This window comes from Variovorax sp. 05T418 (assembly GCF_056396385.1).
On sequence record NZ_JBFTLJ010000007.1, the window covers coordinates 55,500 to 76,255 of the forward strand.

At 67.9% G+C, this 20,756-nt stretch carries 16 protein-coding genes; 12 read left to right on the forward strand and 4 right to left on the reverse strand.

The window, feature by feature from the left end:
* Nucleotides 1-27 precede the first annotated feature (27 nt).
* Both AC1DMS_RS15800 and AC1DMS_RS15805 read left to right on the forward strand, forming a co-directional pair.
* Nucleotides 28-1,020, forward strand: a complete 993-nt coding sequence (locus AC1DMS_RS15800) for a Bug family tripartite tricarboxylate transporter substrate binding protein (protein ID WP_012748671.1) — start codon at nucleotides 28-30, stop codon at nucleotides 1,018-1,020.
* Between the two features lie 14 nt (nucleotides 1,021-1,034).
* Nucleotides 1,035-2,351, forward strand: coding sequence for a sulfatase family protein (locus AC1DMS_RS15805; RefSeq protein WP_478181356.1), 1,317 nt, complete (start codon nucleotides 1,035-1,037; stop codon nucleotides 2,349-2,351).
* 51 nt (nucleotides 2,352-2,402) lie between these two features.
* On the opposite strand, the gene AC1DMS_RS15810 is transcribed toward AC1DMS_RS15805, so the two are convergent.
* Together AC1DMS_RS15810 and AC1DMS_RS15815 are read right to left on the reverse strand one after the other, a co-directional pair.
* Complete coding sequence (locus tag AC1DMS_RS15810) at nucleotides 2,403-3,032, reverse strand: glycine-rich domain-containing protein (protein WP_478181357.1); 630 nt, start codon at nucleotides 3,030-3,032, stop codon at nucleotides 2,403-2,405.
* Nucleotides 3,033-3,104: 72 nt separating this feature from the next.
* Nucleotides 3,105-6,428: a bifunctional diguanylate cyclase/phosphodiesterase gene (locus tag AC1DMS_RS15815; RefSeq protein WP_436300411.1), complete on the reverse strand. Its 3,324-nt coding sequence runs from the start codon at nucleotides 6,426-6,428 to the stop codon at nucleotides 3,105-3,107.
* 390 nt (nucleotides 6,429-6,818) lie between these two features.
* Here AC1DMS_RS15815 and AC1DMS_RS15820 point away from each other — a divergent pair, with 390 nt between their 5' ends.
* The 7 genes from AC1DMS_RS15820 to AC1DMS_RS15850 all read left to right on the forward strand — a co-directional run bounded on the left by AC1DMS_RS15820 (nucleotide 6,819) and on the right by AC1DMS_RS15850 (nucleotide 14,639).
* Nucleotides 6,819-7,646: an HDOD domain-containing protein gene (locus AC1DMS_RS15820; RefSeq protein WP_012748675.1), complete on the forward strand. Its 828-nt coding sequence runs from the start codon at nucleotides 6,819-6,821 to the stop codon at nucleotides 7,644-7,646.
* 185 nt (nucleotides 7,647-7,831) lie between these two features.
* A complete protein-coding gene (locus tag AC1DMS_RS15825; RefSeq protein WP_478181358.1) occupies nucleotides 7,832-10,126 on the forward strand; it encodes an alkaline phosphatase family protein in 2,295 nt (764 codons plus the stop codon).
* Nucleotides 10,123-11,553: a cytochrome-c peroxidase gene (locus AC1DMS_RS15830; protein ID WP_478181359.1), complete on the forward strand. Its 1,431-nt coding sequence runs from the start codon at nucleotides 10,123-10,125 to the stop codon at nucleotides 11,551-11,553. Before AC1DMS_RS15825 ends, AC1DMS_RS15830 begins: the two co-directional genes overlap by 4 nt.
* Before the next feature lie 17 nt (nucleotides 11,554-11,570).
* Nucleotides 11,571-12,179 carry a hypothetical protein gene (locus tag AC1DMS_RS15835; protein WP_478181360.1) on the forward strand — a complete coding sequence of 203 codons (609 nt, stop codon included), beginning with the start codon at nucleotides 11,571-11,573 and terminating at the stop codon, nucleotides 12,177-12,179.
* A gap of 4 nt (nucleotides 12,180-12,183) precedes the next feature.
* Complete coding sequence (locus tag AC1DMS_RS15840; protein WP_478181361.1) at nucleotides 12,184-13,074, forward strand: 2OG-Fe(II) oxygenase; 891 nt, start codon at nucleotides 12,184-12,186, stop codon at nucleotides 13,072-13,074.
* Nucleotides 13,075-13,172: 98 nt separating this feature from the next.
* Entirely contained in the window at nucleotides 13,173-13,784 is a 612-nt protein-coding gene (locus AC1DMS_RS15845) for a PadR family transcriptional regulator (RefSeq protein WP_436300417.1), read from the forward strand.
* 15 nt (nucleotides 13,785-13,799) lie between these two features.
* Nucleotides 13,800-14,639, forward strand: a complete 840-nt coding sequence (locus AC1DMS_RS15850) for a siderophore-interacting protein (protein WP_478181362.1) — start codon at nucleotides 13,800-13,802, stop codon at nucleotides 14,637-14,639.
* A gap of 40 nt (nucleotides 14,640-14,679) precedes the next feature.
* Here the strand turns inward: AC1DMS_RS15850 and corA are convergent, their stop codons facing one another.
* On the reverse strand, nucleotides 14,680-15,657 hold the full coding sequence (corA, locus tag AC1DMS_RS15855) for a magnesium/cobalt transporter CorA (RefSeq protein WP_478181363.1): 978 nt from the start codon (nucleotides 15,655-15,657) through the stop codon (nucleotides 14,680-14,682).
* Between the two features lie 36 nt (nucleotides 15,658-15,693).
* On the reverse strand, nucleotides 15,694-16,308 hold the full coding sequence (locus AC1DMS_RS15860) for a hypothetical protein (RefSeq protein WP_478181364.1): 615 nt from the start codon (nucleotides 16,306-16,308) through the stop codon (nucleotides 15,694-15,696).
* Nucleotides 16,309-16,465: 157 nt separating this feature from the next.
* Between AC1DMS_RS15860 and mutS the strand changes: the two genes are divergently transcribed.
* The 3 genes from mutS to AC1DMS_RS15875 are packed head-to-tail and all read left to right on the forward strand — an operon-like array spanning nucleotide 16,466 to nucleotide 20,754.
* Nucleotides 16,466-19,063 carry a DNA mismatch repair protein MutS gene (gene mutS / locus AC1DMS_RS15865; RefSeq protein ID WP_478181479.1) on the forward strand — a complete coding sequence of 866 codons (2,598 nt, stop codon included), beginning with the start codon at nucleotides 16,466-16,468 and terminating at the stop codon, nucleotides 19,061-19,063.
* 27 nt (nucleotides 19,064-19,090) lie between these two features.
* On the forward strand, nucleotides 19,091-19,930 hold the full coding sequence (locus AC1DMS_RS15870; protein ID WP_012748685.1) for a proteasome-type protease: 840 nt from the start codon (nucleotides 19,091-19,093) through the stop codon (nucleotides 19,928-19,930).
* Between the two features lie 14 nt (nucleotides 19,931-19,944).
* A complete protein-coding gene (locus AC1DMS_RS15875; RefSeq protein WP_436300420.1) occupies nucleotides 19,945-20,754 on the forward strand; it encodes an alpha/beta hydrolase in 810 nt (269 codons plus the stop codon).
* Nucleotides 20,755-20,756: the final 2 nt, after the last annotated feature.

Genomic DNA, 20,756 nt, shown 5'->3' on the forward strand with positions numbered 1-20,756 from the left:
ACGAACGAACCGAGGAGGAACCCCCACATGCCCAAGACCGCCCCCATCACCCGCCGCCTTGCCGCGCTGCTTGCCGCAGCCGGCTTCATGGCGTCCATCGCCGCCGTGCCCGCCAGCGCGGGCGCACAGGCGCTCGACAGCCCGCTGCACATCGTCGTCGGCTACGCGCCCGGCGGCGCCACCGACCGCGTGGCGCGCATCGTGGGCGACAAGCTCGGCGCGAGGCTGGGCGTGCCGGTGGTCGTCGACAACAAGCCCGGCGCCGGCGGCCGCCTGGCCGCGCAGCAGGCCAGGAACACGCCCGCCAGCCAGAACGTGCTGATGCTCGCCAACCCGGCCGTGATGGTGGTGGCGCCGCTCGTCTTCAAGGACAACAACTACGACCCCGAGCGCGACTTCGTGCCCGTGTCGCACGTCAACAGCTACAACTTCGCGCTGTCGGTGTCGCCCACGCTGCCGGTGCGCGAACTCAACCACCTGCTGGCGTGGATGCGCGCCAACCCCAACCAGGCCAACGTGGGCGTGCCGGCCACCGGCAGCCTGCCGCACTTCTTCGGCCTCATGGTGGGCGAGAAGGCCAAGGTGCAGACGCAGGTGATCGGCTACCGCGGCTCGGCCCCGCTGCTGAACGACCTGATCGGCGGCCAGGTGCCCATCTCGGTCGACACCGAGGACGTGGTGCTGCCGCTGCACGACACCGGCAAGCTGCGCATCCTGGCGATCTCGGGCGACAAGCGCTCGCCCTTCGCGCCGAACATCCCGACCTTCAAGGAAGCCGGCCTCGACCTGGCCGCCACCGGCTGGAACACCTTCTTTGCGCCGGCCAGCATGCCCAAGGCCAAGGCCGAACGCCTGGCCGCCACCATCCGCGAAGTCATGCAGGATGCGGACACGCAGCGCAAGTTCAAGGACGCCGGCATGACGCCGGTGGTGAGCACGCAGGCGCAGACCGCGGCGATGCTCAAGGCCTACAAGGCGCAATGGGCGCCCGTGGTGCAAAAGTCCGGCTACCAGCCCTGACCTTTCCAAAAGACATGACCAGACCCAACATCATCTTCATCGTGGCCGACGACCTCGGCTATGCCGACCTCGGCTGCTACGGCGGCCGCGACGCCGCCTTCGGCCCCGTGTCGCCCGTGCTCGACGGCCTGGCGGCCAACGGGCTGAAGCTCACGCAGGGCTACTCGAACTCGCCCGTGTGCTCGCCCACGCGCTTTGCGATGATCACCGCGCGCTACCAGTACCGGCTGCGCGGCGCGGCCGAGGAACCCATCAACAGCAAGAGCCGCGGCAGCACCACGCTCGGCCTGCCGACCGAGCATCCCACGCTGCCTTCGCTGCTGAAGGCCGGCGGCTACCAGACCGCGCTCATCGGCAAATGGCACCTGGGCTATCCGCCCACCTTCGGGCCGCTGCGCTCGGGCTACGACGAGTTCTTCGGGCCGATGTCGGGCGGCGTCGACTACTTCACGCATTGCGACTCCACCGGCCGCCACGACCTGTGGTTCGGCGAGGAAGACAAGCAGGAAGAGGGCTACCTCACCGACATCCTTTCGAAGCGCGCCGTCGACTACGTGGAGCGCATGGCAAAGCAGGACGCGCCCTTCTTCCTGAGCCTGCACTACACCGCGCCGCACTGGCCCTGGGAAACGCGGGACGACGCCGACAAGGCGCCGCTCGTGAAGGACAACCTGTTCGACCTGGCCGGCGGCAACATCCACGTGTACCGCCGCATGATCCATCACATGGACGAAGGCATCGGCTGGATCATGGCCGCGCTGCGCAAGCACGGCATGGCCGACAACACGCTGGTGGTGTTCACCAGCGACAACGGCGGCGAGCGCTTCTCCGACAACTGGCCGCTGGTGGGCGGCAAGATGGACCTGACCGAAGGCGGCATCCGCGTGCCATGGATCGCGCACTGGCCCGCGGTGATTGCCAAGGGCGGCGAGAGCCGGCAGCTGTGCATGACCATGGACTGGTCCGCCACCATGCTCGATGCGGCCGGCGTCAAGGCCGATGCGGACTACCCGCTGGACGGCGTGTCGCTGATGCCCGTGCTGAAGGACGCCAGGCACAGCTTCCGCCGTCCGCTGCACTGGCGCATGAACCACCGCGACCAGCAGGCCATGCGCGACGGCGACTGGAAGTACCTGAAGGTGGACGGCAACGAGTATCTCTTCAACATTCCGGCCGACGAGCGCGAGCGCGCGAACCTGGGCAAGAAGGAGCCGCAGCGGCTCGCGGCCATGCGGGAAGACTGGCTGGCCTGGAACGCGACCATGCCCGCGATTCCGGAGGACGCGACCGTGAGCCTGGGCTACTCGGTCAAGGACATGCCGCAGCGCTGAACCCAGGCGAGGGAACGGGCGGACCCGCCGCCGCGTCCCTTCGCCGATCCTTCACCTGTTCACGCCAAGCGAGGCCCTGCGAGCAGAAGCGGCCAGTTCAGACGCGGAGGCAGCGCCCGCCTCCAGCGAACACCATGCGGCTGTGGGCTTGCCCGCCTCGAGCGAACACCATGCCGCTGTGGGCTTGCCCGCCTCGAGCGAACACCATGCGGCTGCAGGCTTGCCCGCCTCCAGCGAGCACCATGCGGGCGCATCCTTGCCCGGCGCGTATCGGGCCGCGGCCGCCGGCTCGCCGAATTCCTCGGCGGTCAGGCGCTGCATCTCCAGGAAGGCCGCCTGCAGCGCCTTGGCGTCTTCCTCGCCGCGCAGGCCGAGGTACGGAAAGTGGTGCAGGAAGTAGCCGAAAGTGGTTTCGCAATCGGCTGCGTACTTTCTCGTGTCGAGGATGTGCATGTGCCAGAAGCGGTCGACGTCCTGCTCGGGAGCGAGCGTCAGCTCGGGGTGCTTGGCGTGCAGTATCAGGTAGCGTTTGTAGGCCACCTCCATCTGGTCCGCGTAGCCGGCCGACCAGCCGTAGCCGTCCTCTTTGCGGCAGGCCTTGAACTTGATCGGCGTGAGGTCGATCGCCTCGATGGCGGCGATCGTCTGCTCCAGTGTCTTGCGCTGGGTGGAATGGATCATGAATGCTCCTGTGAAGTTGCGGGAAGGTCCGAGCGAACGTGCCCGGTGACGATTGCTTCAGGAGCTCGGCCGTCAGGCCGCCTCCGATGGAGCAAACTGGTTGCGCAGGTGACGCGCCATGAAATTGCGCACCTCGTCGGCAGGCACGGGCTTGCACAGCCAATAGCCCTGGGCCTCGTCGCAACCGTGGCTGCGCAGGTAATCGAGCTGGGCCGTGGTCTCGATGCCCTCGGCGACCACCTTCATCCGCAGCCCGTGGGCCAGGGTGATGATGCCGTCGATGAGCGCCCGCGCGTCGGCGTCTTGCGACAGGTCGTTGATGAAGGAGCGGTCGATCTTGACCGTCGACAGCGGGAAATGCTTGAGGTAGGAGAGCGAGGAATAGCCCGTTCCGAAATCGTCGATCGCGAGGCCGACGCCCATGTCCCGGATCGCCCTGAGCAACTTCGCCGCATGCTCGGGGTTCGCCATCACCGCGCCTTCGGTGATCTCCAGCTCCAGCAGCGACGGCTCCAGGCCCGAGGCTTCCAGGACAGCCTGGATGTCGGCGATGAGCGTGCGGCTTTCGAATTGGCGCGGCGATAGATTGACGCTCATCAACACCTTCGGCAAACCGTATTTCTGCCACGAACGCGAATCGGCGCAAGCCCTCTCCAGCGCCCATTTGCCCAAGGACACGATCAGGCCGAGCTCTTCGGCGATTGGAATGAACTGCACCGGCGGGATCATGCCCAGGATCGGATGGTGCCAGCGCATCAGCGCCTCGACACCGACGATGCGCTGGGTCTGCAGATCCATCTTCGGCTGGTAGTGCATTTCGAGCTCGCCACGCTCCAAGGCATGGCGCAGCGCGCTTTCGAGCATCAGCTGTTCGGTATTCTGCGCATTCATCTTCGCGGCGTAGAACCGGAAGGTGTTGCGGCCTCTTTCCTTGGCCCGGTACATCGCCGTATCGGCATTCTTCAAGAGCGCTTCGGCGTCTGCGCCGTTGTCCGGATAGATGCTCACGCCGACGCTGGCGCTGACGTGCAGTTCGCGCCCCGCGAGGAAGAAAGGCTCGGCGCAGCAGGCCAGCACTTTTTCGGCGAGCCCCGCGGCATCGTTTGCGCTGGACAGGTTCTCCAGGAGCAGCACGAACTCATCGCCACCGAAACGCGCCACGACATCCGCCTCGCGCAGCAGCGCCGTGAGGCGCTCGCCGCAGATCTTGATCATCTCGTCGCCCACGCCGTGGCCCAGCGTGTCGTTGATGTGCTTGAAGCGATCCAGGTCGACGAATATCACCGCGAACTGCTTCTGATGGCGGTTGCTGCGCTTGATGGCGCGAGCAAGCTCGTGTTGCAGCGCAGCGCGGTTGAACAGCCCGGTCAGTCCGTCGTGGCTGGCCATGAAACGAAGGCTTCTCTCCGCCTGCTTGCGCTGCTTGTACTGGGCGATCTGCAAGGCGATCACACGCAGCGACTCCTGCGTCTGGGCGTCGACGGCGTACGGATTGGAGCCAAGGAGCTCCAACGCCGTGATCGAATCGGTCACGGCCATCGGCACGACGACGCCGACGGCCAGCCCGGCCTCGCGGGCCATCGCATCGCGCGCGAAATGGCCCGGAGCCGCCAGCACGTCGATTTGCACGATGCCGCCGGTTTTCCAGGCGCGGCCCAGCGAGCCTTCGTCGGCCCGGTATTCGAACGACCGGCTGTCGGAGGCGAATTGCCGCACCGCCGGGGGAATGTGGTCGGCATGCCAGGCGGCAGCGCAGCGAACCACGCCGTCCTCGCCAACGCTCCACAACGCGCCGCAGTCCCAGCGCAGGTCGGTGCACAGGGCTTCCAGCGCTTGGGTGATCACCGTCTCGGCCCTGCCATCGCCGGCAAGCAGCCGGGCAATCCTGTATTCGAGCCCCTGGCGCAACGCATCCTTGCGCGGCCGCGTGGCGTCGCGCACGGTGCCGCGCACCATCGTCTTTCCGTCTTCTTCGGCCGACTGCGCGATGACGTGGAGCCAGCGCTCGGTGCCATCGGGCAGGCACAGGTGATGCTCGAATTCGCTGCGTTCCATGGACCGGGAGGCCTGCGCGATCTGCTGTTCGACCGCGGGGCGTTCTGCGGCCGGAACACGCGAGAGCAGCGCGGGCAGCTCCGGCCGCAAGTGGCCGGCCTCGAAGCCCAGGATGCGCCGGGCTTCTTCGGAGCACTGCAGGGCTCCGGTTTCGGGATCGAGGATCCAGCTGCCCAGGCTTGCCAGGTGCTGCGCCTCCTCCAGCTGCCGTTCGCTCGTGCGCAGGTGGCGGGTCATCTCGTTCGCCAGGATCTGGGCTCGGCTGCGTGCGGTGGTCAACGAAAAGACGATGCCGGCAAGCAGCATGCTGGTGGCCAGGCCGCCAAGGACGATGAACCACGGGATCGCCTTGTCGAGCGGACCGAAGACCTGGTTTTCGTCCTGGCCGACTTCCACGAGCCAGGAGTGGCCGCCCAACTCGAAGCCGAGCATGCGCTCCAGGCTGCGCGCAGGTGCGGCAGCGGGCCTGGCCAGGGCCGCGCTGTCGAACAGCAATTGCCGCTCGCCGAATGAGGCCGTCGTCACGAACCTGGTCTCGACCCGTGTCCCGATCGCTCCCCGGCTCGGCCCGGCATCGATCAGGCGCAACCGGAGCGTCCTCATGGCGTCGGTACCCACCACGTCGCTCAACATCCCTGCGACGCTGAAGCCCGAGCCGACCGAACCGATATAGGCACTGCGCCGCTGTTCGAGCGTATCGAGCGGTTGCCCGGGGCGGTAGACCGGCAGCCGCATCGCCAATCCGATGTCGGACTCGCGGCCCGCGATGCGCACCTTGCGGCCGGATGTGACGAGCCCGCCGGTGTCGCGCCCCTGCTCGAGCGCGTCTCCCCTGTCGGGCATCGCGCCCAGGTCATTGCCGAGCAGCCTCTCGTTGCCGGCCTGCGGTTCGATGTAGATCAGTGGGTAGTACGTGTCCCGCTCACCGGGCGGCTTGATGGCAAAGCTGGAGGCAACGCCGGTGTCGAGGCTGGCATCGCGGCGGACCTGTTCCTCGAAGGCCTGCCTGTCGTTGACCGTGATGCGGGGCGCATAGTTGACGGCCTGGAAACCGGGGTAGGCGCGCGCCAGGTCCAGCCCCGCGACGTAGTCCCTGAAATCGCTTCGCGTCACGGTTTCGGAGGTGTTGAATCGCGCACGCAATCCGATCAGGACGGCAACGTAGTCATCGAAGCGGGCTTCGACCTTGCGCGCCAGATCGAAGGCGGTGGCGTCGAAGCGCGCCTGGGCGCTGCGCCCGATCTCCTGCCGGGCGGAGACGCCGAGGGCGATCGACAGCACCGTGCCAGCCGCGAAAATCACCAGCGGCAAGCGAATCCTGACCCAGATGGACGATGACATCGGATTTGATCCTGTCGTCGGCACAGGCCGGTCGGTTCCGTGTGCAGCAGCGCGGCACGACAGAGAACGCAACAGGTTGTATCGTCCGCGAAATATATATGGCCGGAGCGAGAACGTCACGCAATTTGTCTCGACAAGGGTGAGAGCACGGGAAAACCATGCTGCGCGCCGCGGCCGCGGGCCGTGTTGAGATGGATCAAACACCCCGCGGAGAAACATCTACTTACGCGCCCGGGGTAGCCACCGCGCGGACCAGCGCGCAGCCGCATCGGTGTTGCAGGAAGTCTGCAACCAGGCCGCGGGAACCGGCCCGATTCCGAAGACATCAACATGTAACACTAAGGTTGCAGGACAATCCCGGGCAGCAAAAAACTACAGCCCGAGATCGCCATGACCCTGGACGAACTGTTTACCGACAGCCACTTGCTTCCCACGGTGCCCAAGGTGGTGTTCGATCTCATCGAGCTCCTTCGCAACGAGGACGCCGCGGTTTCCGTGGTGGCACGCAAGATCGAGCTCGACCAGGTGCTGACGGCCCGCGTGCTGCGCATGGCCAATTCGCCGTACTTCGGGCTGCGCCGCAAGATCCTGTCGATCCAGGACGCGATCCAGCTGCTGGGCTTTTCCTCGATCCGCTCCCTGGTGGTGAGCTCCGGCCTCACGGGCACCTTCCGCAAGGTCGAGGGCGTGAACCTGCCGGCCTTCTGGTCGCACAGCCTGCGCGTGGCCGCCGTGGCCCGCTACCTCGCGGGCAAGACGCGCCGTGTGGACCAGAGCCTGGCCTTCACGGTCGGCAGCATGCACGCCATCGGCCACCTGATCATGGCCGGCGCCATGAAGCAGCCGATGGCCGAGCTCAACGCCGCGCACCCCTTCGACCGCATGGGACGGCTCGAGGTCGAACGGCAGAAGTTCGGCTTCCATTACGGCCAGGTCGGCGCGCGGCTGGCCGCCCGCTGGGAATTCGCGCCCGAGTTCGTCAGCGCCCTGTCCTCCTTCGCCAACCCGATGGAGGCCGAGCAGGTCGACCCGCTCGCCAGCGTGCTGCACCTGGCGGTCTGGCGCGTCGCGCTGGAGCGCGAAGGGCTGCGCATCGGCGACGCGCAGCATGTCTGGCCGGCCCAGCCGGCGGACGCGATCGGCCTGTCCGAAGACGTGATGCAGGACATGCCGGCACCGCGCGAGCTGGCGTCCGACCTGGAATCGATGATCGCCTGATCACCGCGGCGGGCGCCCCGCCCTCGCTCATTCACAGCTAAGTCTTCTGCCTTTCGACTGACACGGGGCAAACCTAGATTCGTTCGCGGCCCCCAGTGCCGACGCAGCGCCGCGCCGCGCTGCGTCATGCCCTTCCACGTCGAAAGAACGAATTGAAAAAAGCCATTCCAAACATCAGATCCGGCTTGCTGTACCCCACCCTGAGCGTGCTCGCAGCCTCGCTGCTGGCCGCGTGCGGAGGCGGCGGCCACGGCGCCGGCCCGGCAGCCTTCCTGCCGCCGCCCGCGAACCAGGCCAGCAGCACCACCTTCAGCGGCGTCCTCACGGCCAGCGCCTTCAAGCCCGGCAGCAGCACCGACCCGGTGGTCACGCCGGGCTACTACGCCGGCGCCACCGTCTGCGTGGACAGCAACGGCAACGGCCGCTGCGACAGCGGCGAGCCGGCCGCGGTCACCGATGCCGGCGGCAGGTTCAGCCTGTCGCTGCCCGGCCCCTCGGCACTCATCGCCGACATCGGCACCAGTGCGAAGAACACCGCCACCAACACCAGCGTGCCCACGCGCGAAGTGCTGCGCGTCATGCTCGACCAAGTGCAGGAACAGGGCGCGGCCGTGGTGGTCAGCCCGCTGTCCTCCGAAGTGGCGCGGCTGGTCGAGGCCAACGGCACGAGCTATGCCGCCGAGAAGCAGAACCTGGCCGCGCGCCTGGGCGTGCCCGTGGGCGCCCTGCTCGGTGATGTCAATGCCGCCAGCGGCGCCGTGCAGACCGCCTTGCTCAATGAAGCCAATGCACTGAACAACCGCTTCGCCTACGCCACCACCAAGCTCGACCGCGGCGACAAGTTCCCCGACGCGCTGGCCAACCCCGGCGGCGATCCGCGCCTCGCGGGCATGGCCGGCGTGACCGCGGCCACGGCCAACGTCGCGGACAACCGGAAGCCCATCACCTTCCTGCAATCGCAGCAGGCGGCGTTCAATGTGGAGGGCATTCCGCGCTACGACAACATCTTCATCGTGATGCTCGAGAACAAGGCCACGATGTCGATCCTGAACTCGGCCTATGCGCCCAAGATCAACGGCTACCTGAAGGCCGGCAACCAGCTGGTGAGCTACTACGCCACCGGCAACCCGAGCGAGCCCAACTACACGGCCCTGGGCGGCGCCGACGACTGGGGCATCACGGACGACAGCCAATGGAACTGCGACGCCACCGGCGCCAACGCCGTGCAGGACCTGCCCGTGCCCGACAACACCCAGCCGGGCCTGGCCAAGTCGCCCTTTGCAGCCACCTGCACCCAGGCCGCCGCGGTGAACCACAACATCGTCGGCAGGACGAACCTGTTCAATGCGATCACCAATGCCGGCCTGACCTGGCGCACCTACAGCGAATCGATGAACCCGGGCCAGGACTTCCGCACCGACAGCGTGGCCGATGCCGCCGTCACCGCCAAGGACAACGTCTACGCGCCGGGCACGCTGGGCGGCAACACCACGGCCATTGGCGACGCCACGCTCACGCTGCCGCTGCCGGGCGGCCTGTACAAGACCAAGCACCACCCCGGCATGGCCTACCAGAACGTGCGCAGCGCGCCCGAATGGAAGTACAGCAACCGCACCATGGGCGGCGGCCAATGGGACGCGGCGCTGAAGAACAGCACCGACTACGCCATTCCCGCCAGCTACGACTACGACCAGCTCGGCACCGACCTGGCCAGCGGCAACGTCGGCAACCTGAACTTCCTGGTGCCGGACCAGTGCGACGACATGCACGGCATCAGCGTGAAGGGCGCAGGCGGCGTCGGCACCGCGAGCGACTGCGCCAGCGTGGCCAACAACGTGTCGACCAGCGCCGTCTCGCCGATCATCACGCGCGGCGACAACTACGTCGACTACACGGTCAAGCGCATCCAGGCTTCGCCGCTGTGGCAGAACCCGCAAAAGCGCGTGGCCATCGTGCTGATGTTCGACGAGGGCAGCGCCACCAGCGGCTTCAACTCCTGCTGCGGCTGGAACGTGTCGAACAGCACGGTCGCCAATCCGGTCAAGCAGAACGCGGACGGCAGCTGGTCGGTGGACGCGAGCATCAACAACTACACCAAGGGCAACCGCGGCCACGGCGAGAGCATCTTCGGCATCCTGACCAACCAGGCCGGCGCGCCCAAGGGCGTGTCCGACAGCGATGCCTACAGCCACTTCTCGTTCGTGCGCACGCTGCAGGACATGTTCCAGCTGGCCGACCCGGCGGTCGACGGCACGTACATGAACCGCTCGAAGTACACCGAGGCTTTCATCGCCCAGAACATCGTGAACCTGCCCGAATACGCAGGCAGCGCGGACACGCACTTCGACAGCGTGCGGCCGATCAACCATGCCTTCGTGATTCCGGCGGGCTACACGCAGAAGCAGTCGGGCGACGTGTCGACCACGGCGCAGGTCGGGCCGGACGCCAACCAGCTCAATGTCTGGTCGCTGAAGCAATGAGGCTGCGCCGTTCAGGCCCGAAAGGGCCGGCGGCGGCGGCGCGCGCGGGCCGGCTCGCGCTGGCGGCGCTCGGCGCGGGCACGTTGCTGGTCGCATGCGGCGGCAGCAACGGCAGCGGCGCTGCTTCCGTGCCGCCGGGTGCGGTTGCGGCCGCCGCGGCTGCCGGTGCCGCCCCCGCGGCGCCCGCGCCCTCCGGCACGCTGAGCCTTGCAGCGCAGGTGGGCCAGAAGATGTTCTTCGACAAGAACCTCTCGGGCTCCGGCGCCATGTCCTGCGCGAGCTGCCACGACCCGGCGCATGCGCACGCGCCGGCCAACGGTCTTTCGGTGCAGCTCGGCGGCCCGCACATGGACCGGGCCGGCCTGCGCGCCGTGCCCTCGCTGCGCTACAAGGAGGTGACCCCGCCCTACGCCGACCTGCTGGACAACCCCGACGGCGTCAGCGTGCCGGGCCCGGGCGGCGGGCTGGCCTGGGACGGCCGCGCCGACACGCTGGCCGCCCAGGCCCACATCCCGCTGCTCGATCCGCTCGAGATGGCCAACGCCAGCAGCGCCGACGTGGTGAAGAAGCTCCAGGCCGCCGACTACGCCCCGCTCATCGCCAAGGCCTTCGGTGCCAAGGCCTTCGACGACAGCGACGCCGCCTTCGCCAATGCGCTGCAGGCCTTGCAGGCCTACCAGCTCGAGGACAAGAGCTTTCATCCGTACAGCAGCAAGTTCGACCTGTACGCGGGCAACAAGATCGGCGGCGCGCTCACGCCCGCCGAAGCGCGCGGCCTCAAGGTGTTCACCAATCCGGACACCGGCAACTGCGCCTCGTGCCACTACCAGGGCGCGGGCCTCGGCGGCAGTTCCGCGCTGTTCACCGACTTTTCCTACGAGGCCATCGGCGTGCCGCGCAACGCCGGCATTCCCGCCAACAACAACGTGCAGTATTTCGACATGGGCGTGTGCGGCCCGATGCGCACCGACCATGCGCCGGCGGCGCCCAACGCCGCGAACGGCTTCTGCGGCATGTTCAAGGCGCCGACACTGCGCAACGTGGCAACGCGCACGGCCTTCTTCCACAACGGCGTGATGCATTCGCTGGAACAGGTCATCCGCTTCTACAACACGCGCGACACCCAGCCCGAGCTCTGGTATCCCACCGTGGGCGGCACGCCGAAGGCGAAGAACGACCCCGGCTTTCCGGCCTACGGCCTCGTCACCACCCAGTACACGGGCGGCAAGGTGCAAAAGTACGACGACCTGCCGGCCGCCTACGCATCGAACATCGACACGCAACTGCCGATGGACGGCCGCGCCGCGGGCTCGGCGCCCCCCATGTCCGAGCAGGACATGGCCGACCTGGTCTGCTTCCTCCACACCCTGAGCGACGCGGACACCCAACCCGCGGCGCCCGCGAAGCCCGGCGCCTGCGCCAACTGATCCCTTCTCCCTCTTCCATGAACAACAACAGAAAAATCCCCACGGCACTGGCTGCGGCCGCGCTCGCCATGCTCGCCGCTTGCGGCCCGCAGCAGCCCCAGGCCAATCTGCAGGACCTGACCGCCGCGATGAACACCTATCTCGCGGCCAAGGGCGACCTGTGCCTGGGCAAGACCCGCTGGCCCATCGACGTGCCGCAGCGCGAAGCCGGCACGCGCGCGCGCAACGCCGTGCAGATGCCGGTGCTGGAGCACCTGGGGCTGGTGAGCGCGTCCACGGCCCAGGTCGGGGAAGCCAGGGAAGGCGAGCAGCCCACCCAGGTCACCGTCACGCGCTATGCGCTGACCGACGAAGGAAAGAAATACTTCCACGCGCGCGAGCCGCAGGGCGATTTCTGCGCCGCCCACCTGACGCTCGACAGGATCGTGGGCTGGGAAGCGGCCAAGGACGCATCGGCCGTCGCCGTCACCTACACCTACAGGATCGACGCCGCGCCGTGGACCGGCGACGCCGACGTGCAGCAGGTCTTTCCGATGGTGGACCGCGTGGTGCGCGGGGCCGGCACGATGCAGCTCAAGCAGAACTTCAGGCGCACGCCCACTGGCTGGGCTGCAGAGGGCATCTGACCCGATGGATGCCGTGCTGCGCTTTTCGCCCGCGCTGAGCGACTGGGTGCTGCACAACCTGCGCCAGGGCTGCACGCCCGCGCAGGTGGTGCAGGCCATGCGCACGCAGGACATGCCGCCTGATGCGGCCAAGGCCATCGTCGACGCCTTCGTGTTCGCGCTGCGCACCGCGGGCCCCGTGCCGACCGATTCGGTCACGGTGGCGCCGGCCTACCGCCACGAAGCATCGCGGCTGCCGCCGGGCGCATCGATCCGCACCGCGGACCGCATCGTGCGCGTGGCGGCGCGCGCGGCGCAGCCGGTCCTCGCGGTGCTGAGCGACGTCTTCAGCGCCGAGGAATGCGAGGCGCTGATCGCACTGGCCCGGCCGCGGCTCGCGCCCTCCACCAGCGTCGATCCGCTGACCGGACGCAACCGCTCGGGGGCACAGCGCAGCAGCCTGGGCATGTTCTTCCGGCTGCGCGAAAACGCCTTCATCGCGCGGCTCGACGAACGCCTGTCCGAACTCATGAACCTGCCGGTGGAAAACGGCGAAGGCCTGCAGGTGCTGCACTACCCGGCCGGCGCGCAGAGCCTGCCGCATTTCGATTTCCTGGTGCCGTCGAACGCCGCCAACCAGGCCTCGCTGCAACGCAGCGGCCAGCGCGTGAGCACGCTCGTGGCCTACCTCAACGAGGTGGAAGAAGGCGGCGAAACGGTGTTTCCGGAGACGGGGTGGTCGGTGTCGCCGCAACGCGGCGGCGCGGTGTACTTCGAGTACTGCAACAGCCTCGGCCAGGTGGACCACGCATCGCTGCACGCGGGCGCGCCCGTGCTGCGCGGAGAGAAGTGGGTGGCGACCAAATGGATGCGGCAGCGGCGCTTCGTGGCCGCCGCCCAGGCGCCGCGCCCCTGAGGGCAACGCGCCCCTCGGGGCATTCGGATGCGTATCGGTTTGACTTTTATTTAGATATATCTAAAATAAGTCAGATACACATCGAGAAGGCATCGATCATGCGACATTTCCACTTCGGCCACCACCACTCTCACCACTGCCACTCTCCGCGCGGCGAACACGAAGACGGCCTCTCGGGCGGCCGTGGACGTCACGGCGGCGAAGAGCGCATGCACGGCGGAGGCCGCGGCGGACGCGGCGGCGGACGGGTGTTCGGCCATGGCGGCCTGCGCTTCGTGCTGCTGCAGCTCATCGCCGACAAGCCCGCCCATGGCTACGAGCTCATCAAGGCTATCGAAGACCGCCTGGGCGGCAGCTACGCGCCCAGCCCCGGCGTGGTCTACCCCACCCTCACGCTGCTCGAGGAGATGGGCTACCTGAGCGTGGAAACGGCCGACACCGGCGGGCGCAAGCGCTACAGCATCACCGCCGGCGGCCGGGAATTCCTGGCCGCCAACCGCGACACGGCCGACGCCATGATGGCCCGCATGAGCGGCGGCGTCGACGGCGCCGGCCCGCGCGGCGGCCGCCCGCCGCAGGTCACGCGCGCCATCGAGAACCTCAAGCTCGCGATGCGCATGCGCCTCTCGGGCGCCCCCCTCACCGAACAACAAGCCCACGATTTCGCCGCGGTGCTCGACAGCGCCGCTCAACAGCTAGAGCGCATCTGAACTTCTTCTTTTGAAATGACCGACTTCACAACCACTTCTGCTTCCACCACACCCGACCGCACGCCGCGCCGCGTGCGCCACGAGCTTCGCTTTCGCCAGCTCACGGTCAAGACCGTGCAGCGCGTGACGCCGCACCTGATCCGCATCACGCTCACGGGCGACGACCTCGCGGGCTTCACGAGCCCGGGTTTCGACGACCACGCCAAGATCTTTTTCCCCGATGCCGTGACCGGCCAGCTCACGCTGCCGACCGTGGGGCCCGACGGCCCGGTGTGGCCCGCGAGCGGCCGGCCCACCATGCGCGACTACACGCCGCGCCGTCACGACGCCAGCGCCAACACGCTCGAACTTGACTTCGCGCTGCACGACGCCGGCCCCGCCACGCAATGGGCCGAGCAGGCCAAGCCCGGCGATGTGCTCGGCGTGGGCGGCCCGCGCGGCTCGTTCATCGTACCGACGGCCTTCGACTGGCACCTGCTGATCGGCGACGACACCGCCCTGCCCGCCATCGCGCGGCGCCTGGCCGAGCTGCCGGCCGGTGGCCGGGTGGTGGTGCTGGCCGAGGTCGACAGCAAAGCCGACCAGGTTCCGTTCGAGACGAAGGCGCAGCTCACATTGACGTGGGTGCACCGCAACGGCGCCGAACCGGGCCTGAGCCCGGTGCTGATCGATGCGCTGCGGGCCATGGCGCTGCCGGCCGGCGACTTCCACGCCTGGGTGGGCTGCGAATCGGCGATTGCGAAGGCCTTGCGCGCGCACCTCGTGGGCGAACGCGGCGCCAACCCCAAGTGGATCCGGGCCTCGGGCTACTGGCGACGCGGTGCGGTGGCCACGCACGATACGCACGACGAGTGACTTGCTCCTTCCCCGGAAGGGGAGGGAGAAAGAAAAAAACTCAGAGCCAGCCCGCGCGCCTGAACCGGTAGTAGAGATAGCTGCAGGTGGCCGCAATCAGCACCAGCGCCACCGGATACCCATAGCGGAATTTCAGCTCCGGCATGTGCTCGAAGTTCATGCCCCAGATGCCCGCGAACGCGGTGCACACCGCAAAGATGCTGGCCCAGGCAGCCAGCCGCTTGGTGACTTCGCTCTCCTCGATCGTGACCATCGAAAGGTTCACCGAAATGGCCGTGCCGATGGTGTCGCGCATGGCGTCGATCGAGCCGTTGATACGCACCAGGTGGTCGGCCACGTCGCGAAAATATTCCTGCGAGCTCATGCAGATCTGCGGCACTCGCCCGCCATGCAGCTTGCCCGCCGCCTCGGCCAGCGGCGCCACCGCGCGCTTGAGGATCATGCTGCGCCGCTTCAGGTCGTACAGCTGCTTGATCTTGTCGCGCGCCGCGCCGCCCTGCGTGAAGATCTGCTGCTCGATGGATTCGAGCTCCACCTCGAGCGCATCGATCACCGGAAAGTAGCGGTCGACCACCGCATCCATCAGCGCATACAGCACGAAGCCCGCGCCATTGCGCAGCAGCTCGGGCTCGCGCTCGCAGCGCTCGCGCACGCCCAGGAAGCCCTGCCGGCTGCGGTTGCGCACCGACAGCACGTAGTTCTTGCCGACGAAGACGTCGACCTCGCCCACGTTCACGCAGTGCTCGCCCTCGGCAGAGGGCTCGACCAGGTGCATCACGACGAAGAGCGAATCGCCGTATTCCTCGACCTTGGGCCGCTGGTGGCCGTGCTGGGCGTCTTCCACCGCGAGCGGATGCAGGTTGAACTCCTCCTGCATCTGGGCCAGCTCCTGCGGCGTGGCGTCGCTCAGCGCCACCCAGACGAAGCAGCCGGGCCGGGAGATGTACTCGCTGATGTCCTCGACCGGAATGTCGGCAAGCTTGGCGCCGTTCTCGTAGGCCACGCAGTTGATCAGCATCGGTACTCGTCCATGGTCGGTCTGGAAGGAAGCGGGTCAGGCCACCGCATCCGGATTGGAAGCCGCGGCCAGCTGCCCGGTGGCCGCCAGCGCGGCATCGATGGCCGCGGTCTCGCGCCTGAGCAGGGCGAGCCCCTTTTCGGCAAGCGCGCTGTGGCTTGCCACGTCGGCCCACAGGCTCGCGGCGGCTTCGGCGCACGTCAATGACGTGAAGCGGATGCGGCCCTTCGCCAGGTCGGCGAAGCGTTTCTCGCGCAGCGGGTCCGCCCGGTCCCAGGCGCCGCCGATGAGTACGCGGCGGCCGCGCTTGATGCGGGGTTCGCGCTCGGCAAAGAAAGGCAGCCTCGCGGACACCCAGCCCGGCAGCCCGGAGTCCAGCGCGGTGTCGAAGGCCGTGGGGGCGGTGTGCGTCTTTGCGAAGCCGCGCAAGGTGCCGAGCTGGTAGAGCACCGGGTCTTTCGCGCCGCCTTCCACCGGTTTGATGATGGACGCGCCATTGCCTGCCCGGCCGTCCGGCCGTTTCGATTTGCGCAGGTCGGCGAGCTGGGCCGGCGCCATGCAGAGGTACAGCGCGGCGAGTTCTGCGGGCACGGTGGCGGTGTCGGGCAGCGCGTCCGCTTCGGGGCCTTTGAATTCATCCGGGTGGACCATGGGCGCCTTGTTTCTTTCGCGCGGGGTTCGCGCCGGCGGATTTTAAAGGTGGGGCGCCGGCCCGTCCGAGGCATTCGCGTCCCCGATAATCGTCCGAGTGAAAACGACGACCGCGCAACCCTCCCCCTCCACCAGCGACTTCTCCGGGCATACCCCCATGATGGCGCAGTACCTGGGCCTCAAGGCGAACCATCCGGACACCCTGCTGTTCTACCGGATGGGCGATTTCTACGAGCTGTTCTGGGCCGACGCCGAAAAGGCCGCGCGCCTGCTCGACATCACGCTCACCCAGCGCGGCCAGTCGGCCGGCCAGCCCGTGGTGATGTGCGGCGTGCCCTTCCATGCTGTCGACACCTATCTTGCGCGGCTCATCAAGCTGGGCGAATCGGTGGCCATCTGCGAGCAGGTGGGCGAAGTCGGCGCGAGCAAGGGCCCGGTCGAGCGCAAGGTGGTGCGGGTGGTCACGCCCGGCACGCTGACCGATTCGGAACTGCTCAACGACAAGAGCGATTCGCTGCTGCTCGCCGTGCATGCGGGCACGCGCAATTTCTGCGGCCTGGCCTGGCTCAGCGTGACGGGTGCCGAGCTGCGGCTGGCCGAGTGCCCGGCCGATGCGCTCGAAGCCTGGATCGCGCGCATCGCGCCGAGCGAGCTGCTGTACAGCGCCGAGGTCACGCCCGCTTTCGAGCAGCGCCTGAAGGCCGCGCGTTCGGCCACGCCCTTCACGCTTTCGATCCGCCCCGCGTGGCAGTTCGACGGCGGCCTGGGCGAGCGCAAGCTCAGCGAGCAGATGGGCAGCAACAGCCTCGCGGCCTGGAACGCCGAATCGCTCGCCAACGCGCATGCCGCCGCGGCCGCGCTGCTGGGCTATGCCGAGCACACGCAGGGCCGCGCGCTGTCGCATGTGCAGCGCCTGTCGGTGGAGCGCGACGGCGACCTGGTCGAGCTGCCGCCCACCACGCGGCGCAACCTCGAACTGGTGCAGACATTGCGCGGCGAAGACTCGCCCACGCTGTTCTCGCTGCTCGACACCTGCATGACGGGCATGGGCAGCCGGCTGCTCAAGCGCTGGCTGCTGTCGCCCCGGCGCGACCGCGGCGAGGCACAGGCCCGGCTCGAAGCCATTGCCGCGCTCCAGTCCACGGTGCTGGGCGGCACCGCCGCGCCCTGGCGCACCTTGCGCGAACAGCTCAAGAACACCAGCGACGTGGAACGCATCGCGGCGCGGATCGCGCTCAGGCAGGTGCGCCCGCGCGAACTGCTCGCGCTGCGCCTCGCGCTTGCGAAGGCCGAGCAGCTGGCCCCGGCGCTTCCGGCGTCCGGCGAGCTGCTGGGCCGCATCATCGAACGGCTCGCGCCGCCGCCGGGCTGCGCCGGCCTGCTGGCGAGTGCGATCAAGCCCGACCCCTCGGCGCTGGTGCGCGACGGCGGCGTGATCGCCACCGGCCACGACGCCGAGCTCGACGAGCTGCGCGCGATCAGCGAGAACTGCGACGATTTTTTGCTGAAGCTCGAAGTCAGCGAACGCGAGCGCACCGGCATCAGCAACCTGCGGGTGCAGTTCAACCGCGTGCACGGCTTCTACATCGAGGTCACGCAAAGCGCGCTCTCCAAGGTGCCCGACAACTACCGCCGCCGCCAGACGCTGAAGAATGCCGAGCGCTTCATCACGCCCGAGCTCAAGGCCTTCGAGGACAAGGCGCTGAGCGCGCAGGACCGGGCCCTCGCCCGCGAGAAGTGGCTCTACGAGCAATTGCTCGACACGCTGCAGCCCTCGGTGCCGGCGCTCACGCAGCTGGCCGGCGCCATTGCCACGCTCGATGCGCTGTGCGCGCTGGCCGAGCGCTCGCACACGCTGCACTGGCGCGCGCCGAGCTTCGTCTCGCACCCCTGCATCGAGATCCAGCAGGGCCGCCATCCGGTGGTGGAAGCGCGGCTGGCCGAAAAATCGTCGGGCGGCTTCATCGCCAACGACACGCAGCTCGGGCCGCAGCAGCGCATGCAGGTGATCACCGGCCCCAACATGGGCGGTAAGTCAACCTACATGCGGCAGGTGGCGATCATCGTGCTGCTGGCGTCCATCGGCTCGCACGTGCCGGCGGCGGCCTGCCGGCTCGGGCCGATCGACGCCATCCACACCCGCATCGGCGCCGCGGACGACCTGGCCAACGCGCAGTCGACCTTCATGCTCGAGATGACCGAGGCCGCGCAAATTTTGCACAGCGCCACCGCCCAGTCGCTGGTGCTGATGGACGAGATCGGCCGCGGCACCAGCACCTTCGACGGCCTGGCGCTGGCCGCGGGCATCGCGGCCCAACTGCACGACCGCAGCAAGGCCTTCACTCTCTTTGCCACCCACTACTTCGAGCTGACCGAATTCCCGGCCACGCACCACTGCGCCGTGAACATGCACGTGAGCGCCACCGAGGCGGGCCGCGACATCGTGTTCCTGCACGAAATGCAGCCCGGCCCGGCCAGCAAGAGCTACGGCATCCAGGTGGCGCGACTCGCCGGCATGCCGGCCGCGGTGGTCAACCACGCGCGGCAGGCGCTCGAGGCGCTGGAGTCGCAGCACGCCCAGACGCGCGCGCAGGTCGACCTGTTCGCCCCGCCCCCGGCGGCCGAAACGCCCATGGCCAGCGCCGTAGAATCCGCCCTGGCCGCGCTCGATCCCGATGCGATGACGCCACGGGAGGCGCTCGACGCGCTCTATGCCTTACAAAAACTGAACACGCGCGAACGCGGCGCCGCGTAGCGGGCATCCTTCGTGCGAGATGAAAAAATGACTTATTGCGTAGGCATCAAACTCAACGCCGGCCTGGTGTTTCTCTCCGACTCGCGCACCAATGCGGGTGTGGACCACATCAGCACCTTCCGCAAGATGATCGTCTACGAGCAGCCGGGCGACCGCGTCATGGTGCTGCTGTCCTCGGGCAACCTGAGCATCTCGCAGTCGGTGCGCGAAATTTTGCAGATCGAGGAACTGCGCGAAACGCGCGAAGACGGTTCGCAGGGCGACCCCATCACCATCTGGAACGCCAAGAGCATGTTCGATGCTGCGCGCGTGCTCGGCTCGGCCGTGCGCCACGTGTACGACCGCGACGCCGAGGCGCTCAAGCATGCGGGGCTGGACTTCAACGTGTCCTTCATCTTCGGCGGGCAGGTCAAGGGCGAAGGCATGCGCCTGTTCCTGGTCTATGCGGCCGGCAACTTCATCGAGGCCACCACCGAGACGCCCTACTTCCAGGTGGGCGAATCCAAGTACGGCAAGCCGGTGCTCGACCGCGTGCTCACGCCCGAGACCCCGCTGGACGAGGCCGCCAAGTGCGCGCTGGTGTCGATGGACTCGACCATGAAGTCGAACCTCTCCGTGGGCCTGCCGCTCGACCTGGTGGTGTACGAGGCCAACAAGCTCGAGACCGACCGCGTGATCTGCATCGACGCCGACAACCCCTACTACCGCATGATGCACAACAGCTGGGGCCAGAAGCTGCGCGAGGTGTTCGACAGCATCGAGGACCCGGTGTGGGACGACTCCGCCACCGAGCATCCGCTGAAGATGCCGGCCACGCGGCACAGCCCGCTGCGCAAGATCTCGACGCCCGACGAAAAGCTGATCTGAAGCCGACCGCGGCCATGCCGATGCCTCCCGTCGTGTTCTCGCACGGCAACAGCTTTCCCGCGAGCACCTACCGCGTCGTCCTGGACAGCCTGCGCAGCCGCGGCTTCGAGGTCGATGCCATCGAGAAATTCGGGCACGACCCGAAGTACCCCGTCACCGACAACTGGCCGCACCTGGTGCAACAGCTGGCCGACTTCGCGCAGCGGCATGCCGACCGCGCCGGCGGCCCGGTGTTCCTGGTCGGCCATTCGCTGGGCGGAATCCTGAGCCTGATGTGCGCGGCGCTGCATCCGGCGCTTGCTTGCGGCGTGGTGCTGCTCGATTCGCCGGTCCTCAGCGGCTGGCGCGCGAACACGCTCAACGTGGTCAAGCGCACGCCGCTCATGAAGAGCATTTCGCCCGGCGCCATCAGCCGCAAGCGCAGGAACAGCTGGGCGCACCGCGAAGCGGTGTTCGAGCACTTCCGCAGCAAGAAGGCCTTTGCCAAGTGGGACGAGCAGGTGCTGCACGACTACATCGACCACGGCACCTTCGCGAGCGAAGACATGCGCGAGCTGAGTTTCGACCGCGACGTGGAAACAGCCATCTACGACACCCTGCCCCACAACCTGGGCGCGCTGCTGCGCCGCCATCCGCTCAAGTGCAAGGCGGCCTTCATCGGCGGGCGCCAGTCCGCCGAGATGAAGCAGGTGGGCATGGCCATGACCCAGAAGGTCACCCGGGGACGCATCGCCATGCTCGACGGCACGCACCTGTTTCCCATGGAAAAGCCGCTGGCCACCGCGGCGGCGGTGGAAGCGGCGCTGCGCAACCTGATGGGCTGATC

Excerpts from the sequence above, each read along its gene's own strand:
- AC1DMS_RS15800 (WP_012748671.1), top strand. The coding sequence starts at position 28 with ATGCCCAAGACCGCCCCCATCACCCGCCGCCTTGCCGCGCTGCTTGCC.
- AC1DMS_RS15805 (WP_478181356.1), top strand. The coding sequence starts at position 1,035 with ATGACCAGACCCAACATCATCTTCATCGTGGCCGACGACCTCGGCTAT.
- AC1DMS_RS15810 (WP_478181357.1), bottom strand. The coding sequence starts at position 3,032 with ATGATCCATTCCACCCAGCGCAAGACACTGGAGCAGACGATCGCCGCC.
- AC1DMS_RS15815 (WP_436300411.1), bottom strand. The coding sequence starts at position 6,428 with ATGTCATCGTCCATCTGGGTCAGGATTCGCTTGCCGCTGGTGATTTTC.
- AC1DMS_RS15820 (WP_012748675.1), top strand. The coding sequence starts at position 6,819 with ATGACCCTGGACGAACTGTTTACCGACAGCCACTTGCTTCCCACGGTG.
- AC1DMS_RS15830 (WP_478181359.1), top strand. The coding sequence starts at position 10,123 with ATGAGGCTGCGCCGTTCAGGCCCGAAAGGGCCGGCGGCGGCGGCGCGC.
- AC1DMS_RS15835 (WP_478181360.1), top strand. The coding sequence starts at position 11,571 with ATGAACAACAACAGAAAAATCCCCACGGCACTGGCTGCGGCCGCGCTC.
- AC1DMS_RS15840 (WP_478181361.1), top strand. The coding sequence starts at position 12,184 with ATGGATGCCGTGCTGCGCTTTTCGCCCGCGCTGAGCGACTGGGTGCTG.
- AC1DMS_RS15845 (WP_436300417.1), top strand. The coding sequence starts at position 13,173 with ATGCGACATTTCCACTTCGGCCACCACCACTCTCACCACTGCCACTCT.
- AC1DMS_RS15850 (WP_478181362.1), top strand. The coding sequence starts at position 13,800 with ATGACCGACTTCACAACCACTTCTGCTTCCACCACACCCGACCGCACG.
- corA (WP_478181363.1), bottom strand. The coding sequence starts at position 15,657 with ATGCTGATCAACTGCGTGGCCTACGAGAACGGCGCCAAGCTTGCCGAC.
- AC1DMS_RS15860 (WP_478181364.1), bottom strand. The coding sequence starts at position 16,308 with ATGGTCCACCCGGATGAATTCAAAGGCCCCGAAGCGGACGCGCTGCCC.
- mutS (WP_478181479.1), top strand. The coding sequence starts at position 16,466 with ATGATGGCGCAGTACCTGGGCCTCAAGGCGAACCATCCGGACACCCTG.
- AC1DMS_RS15870 (WP_012748685.1), top strand. The coding sequence starts at position 19,091 with ATGACTTATTGCGTAGGCATCAAACTCAACGCCGGCCTGGTGTTTCTC.
- AC1DMS_RS15875 (WP_436300420.1), top strand. The coding sequence starts at position 19,945 with ATGCCGATGCCTCCCGTCGTGTTCTCGCACGGCAACAGCTTTCCCGCG.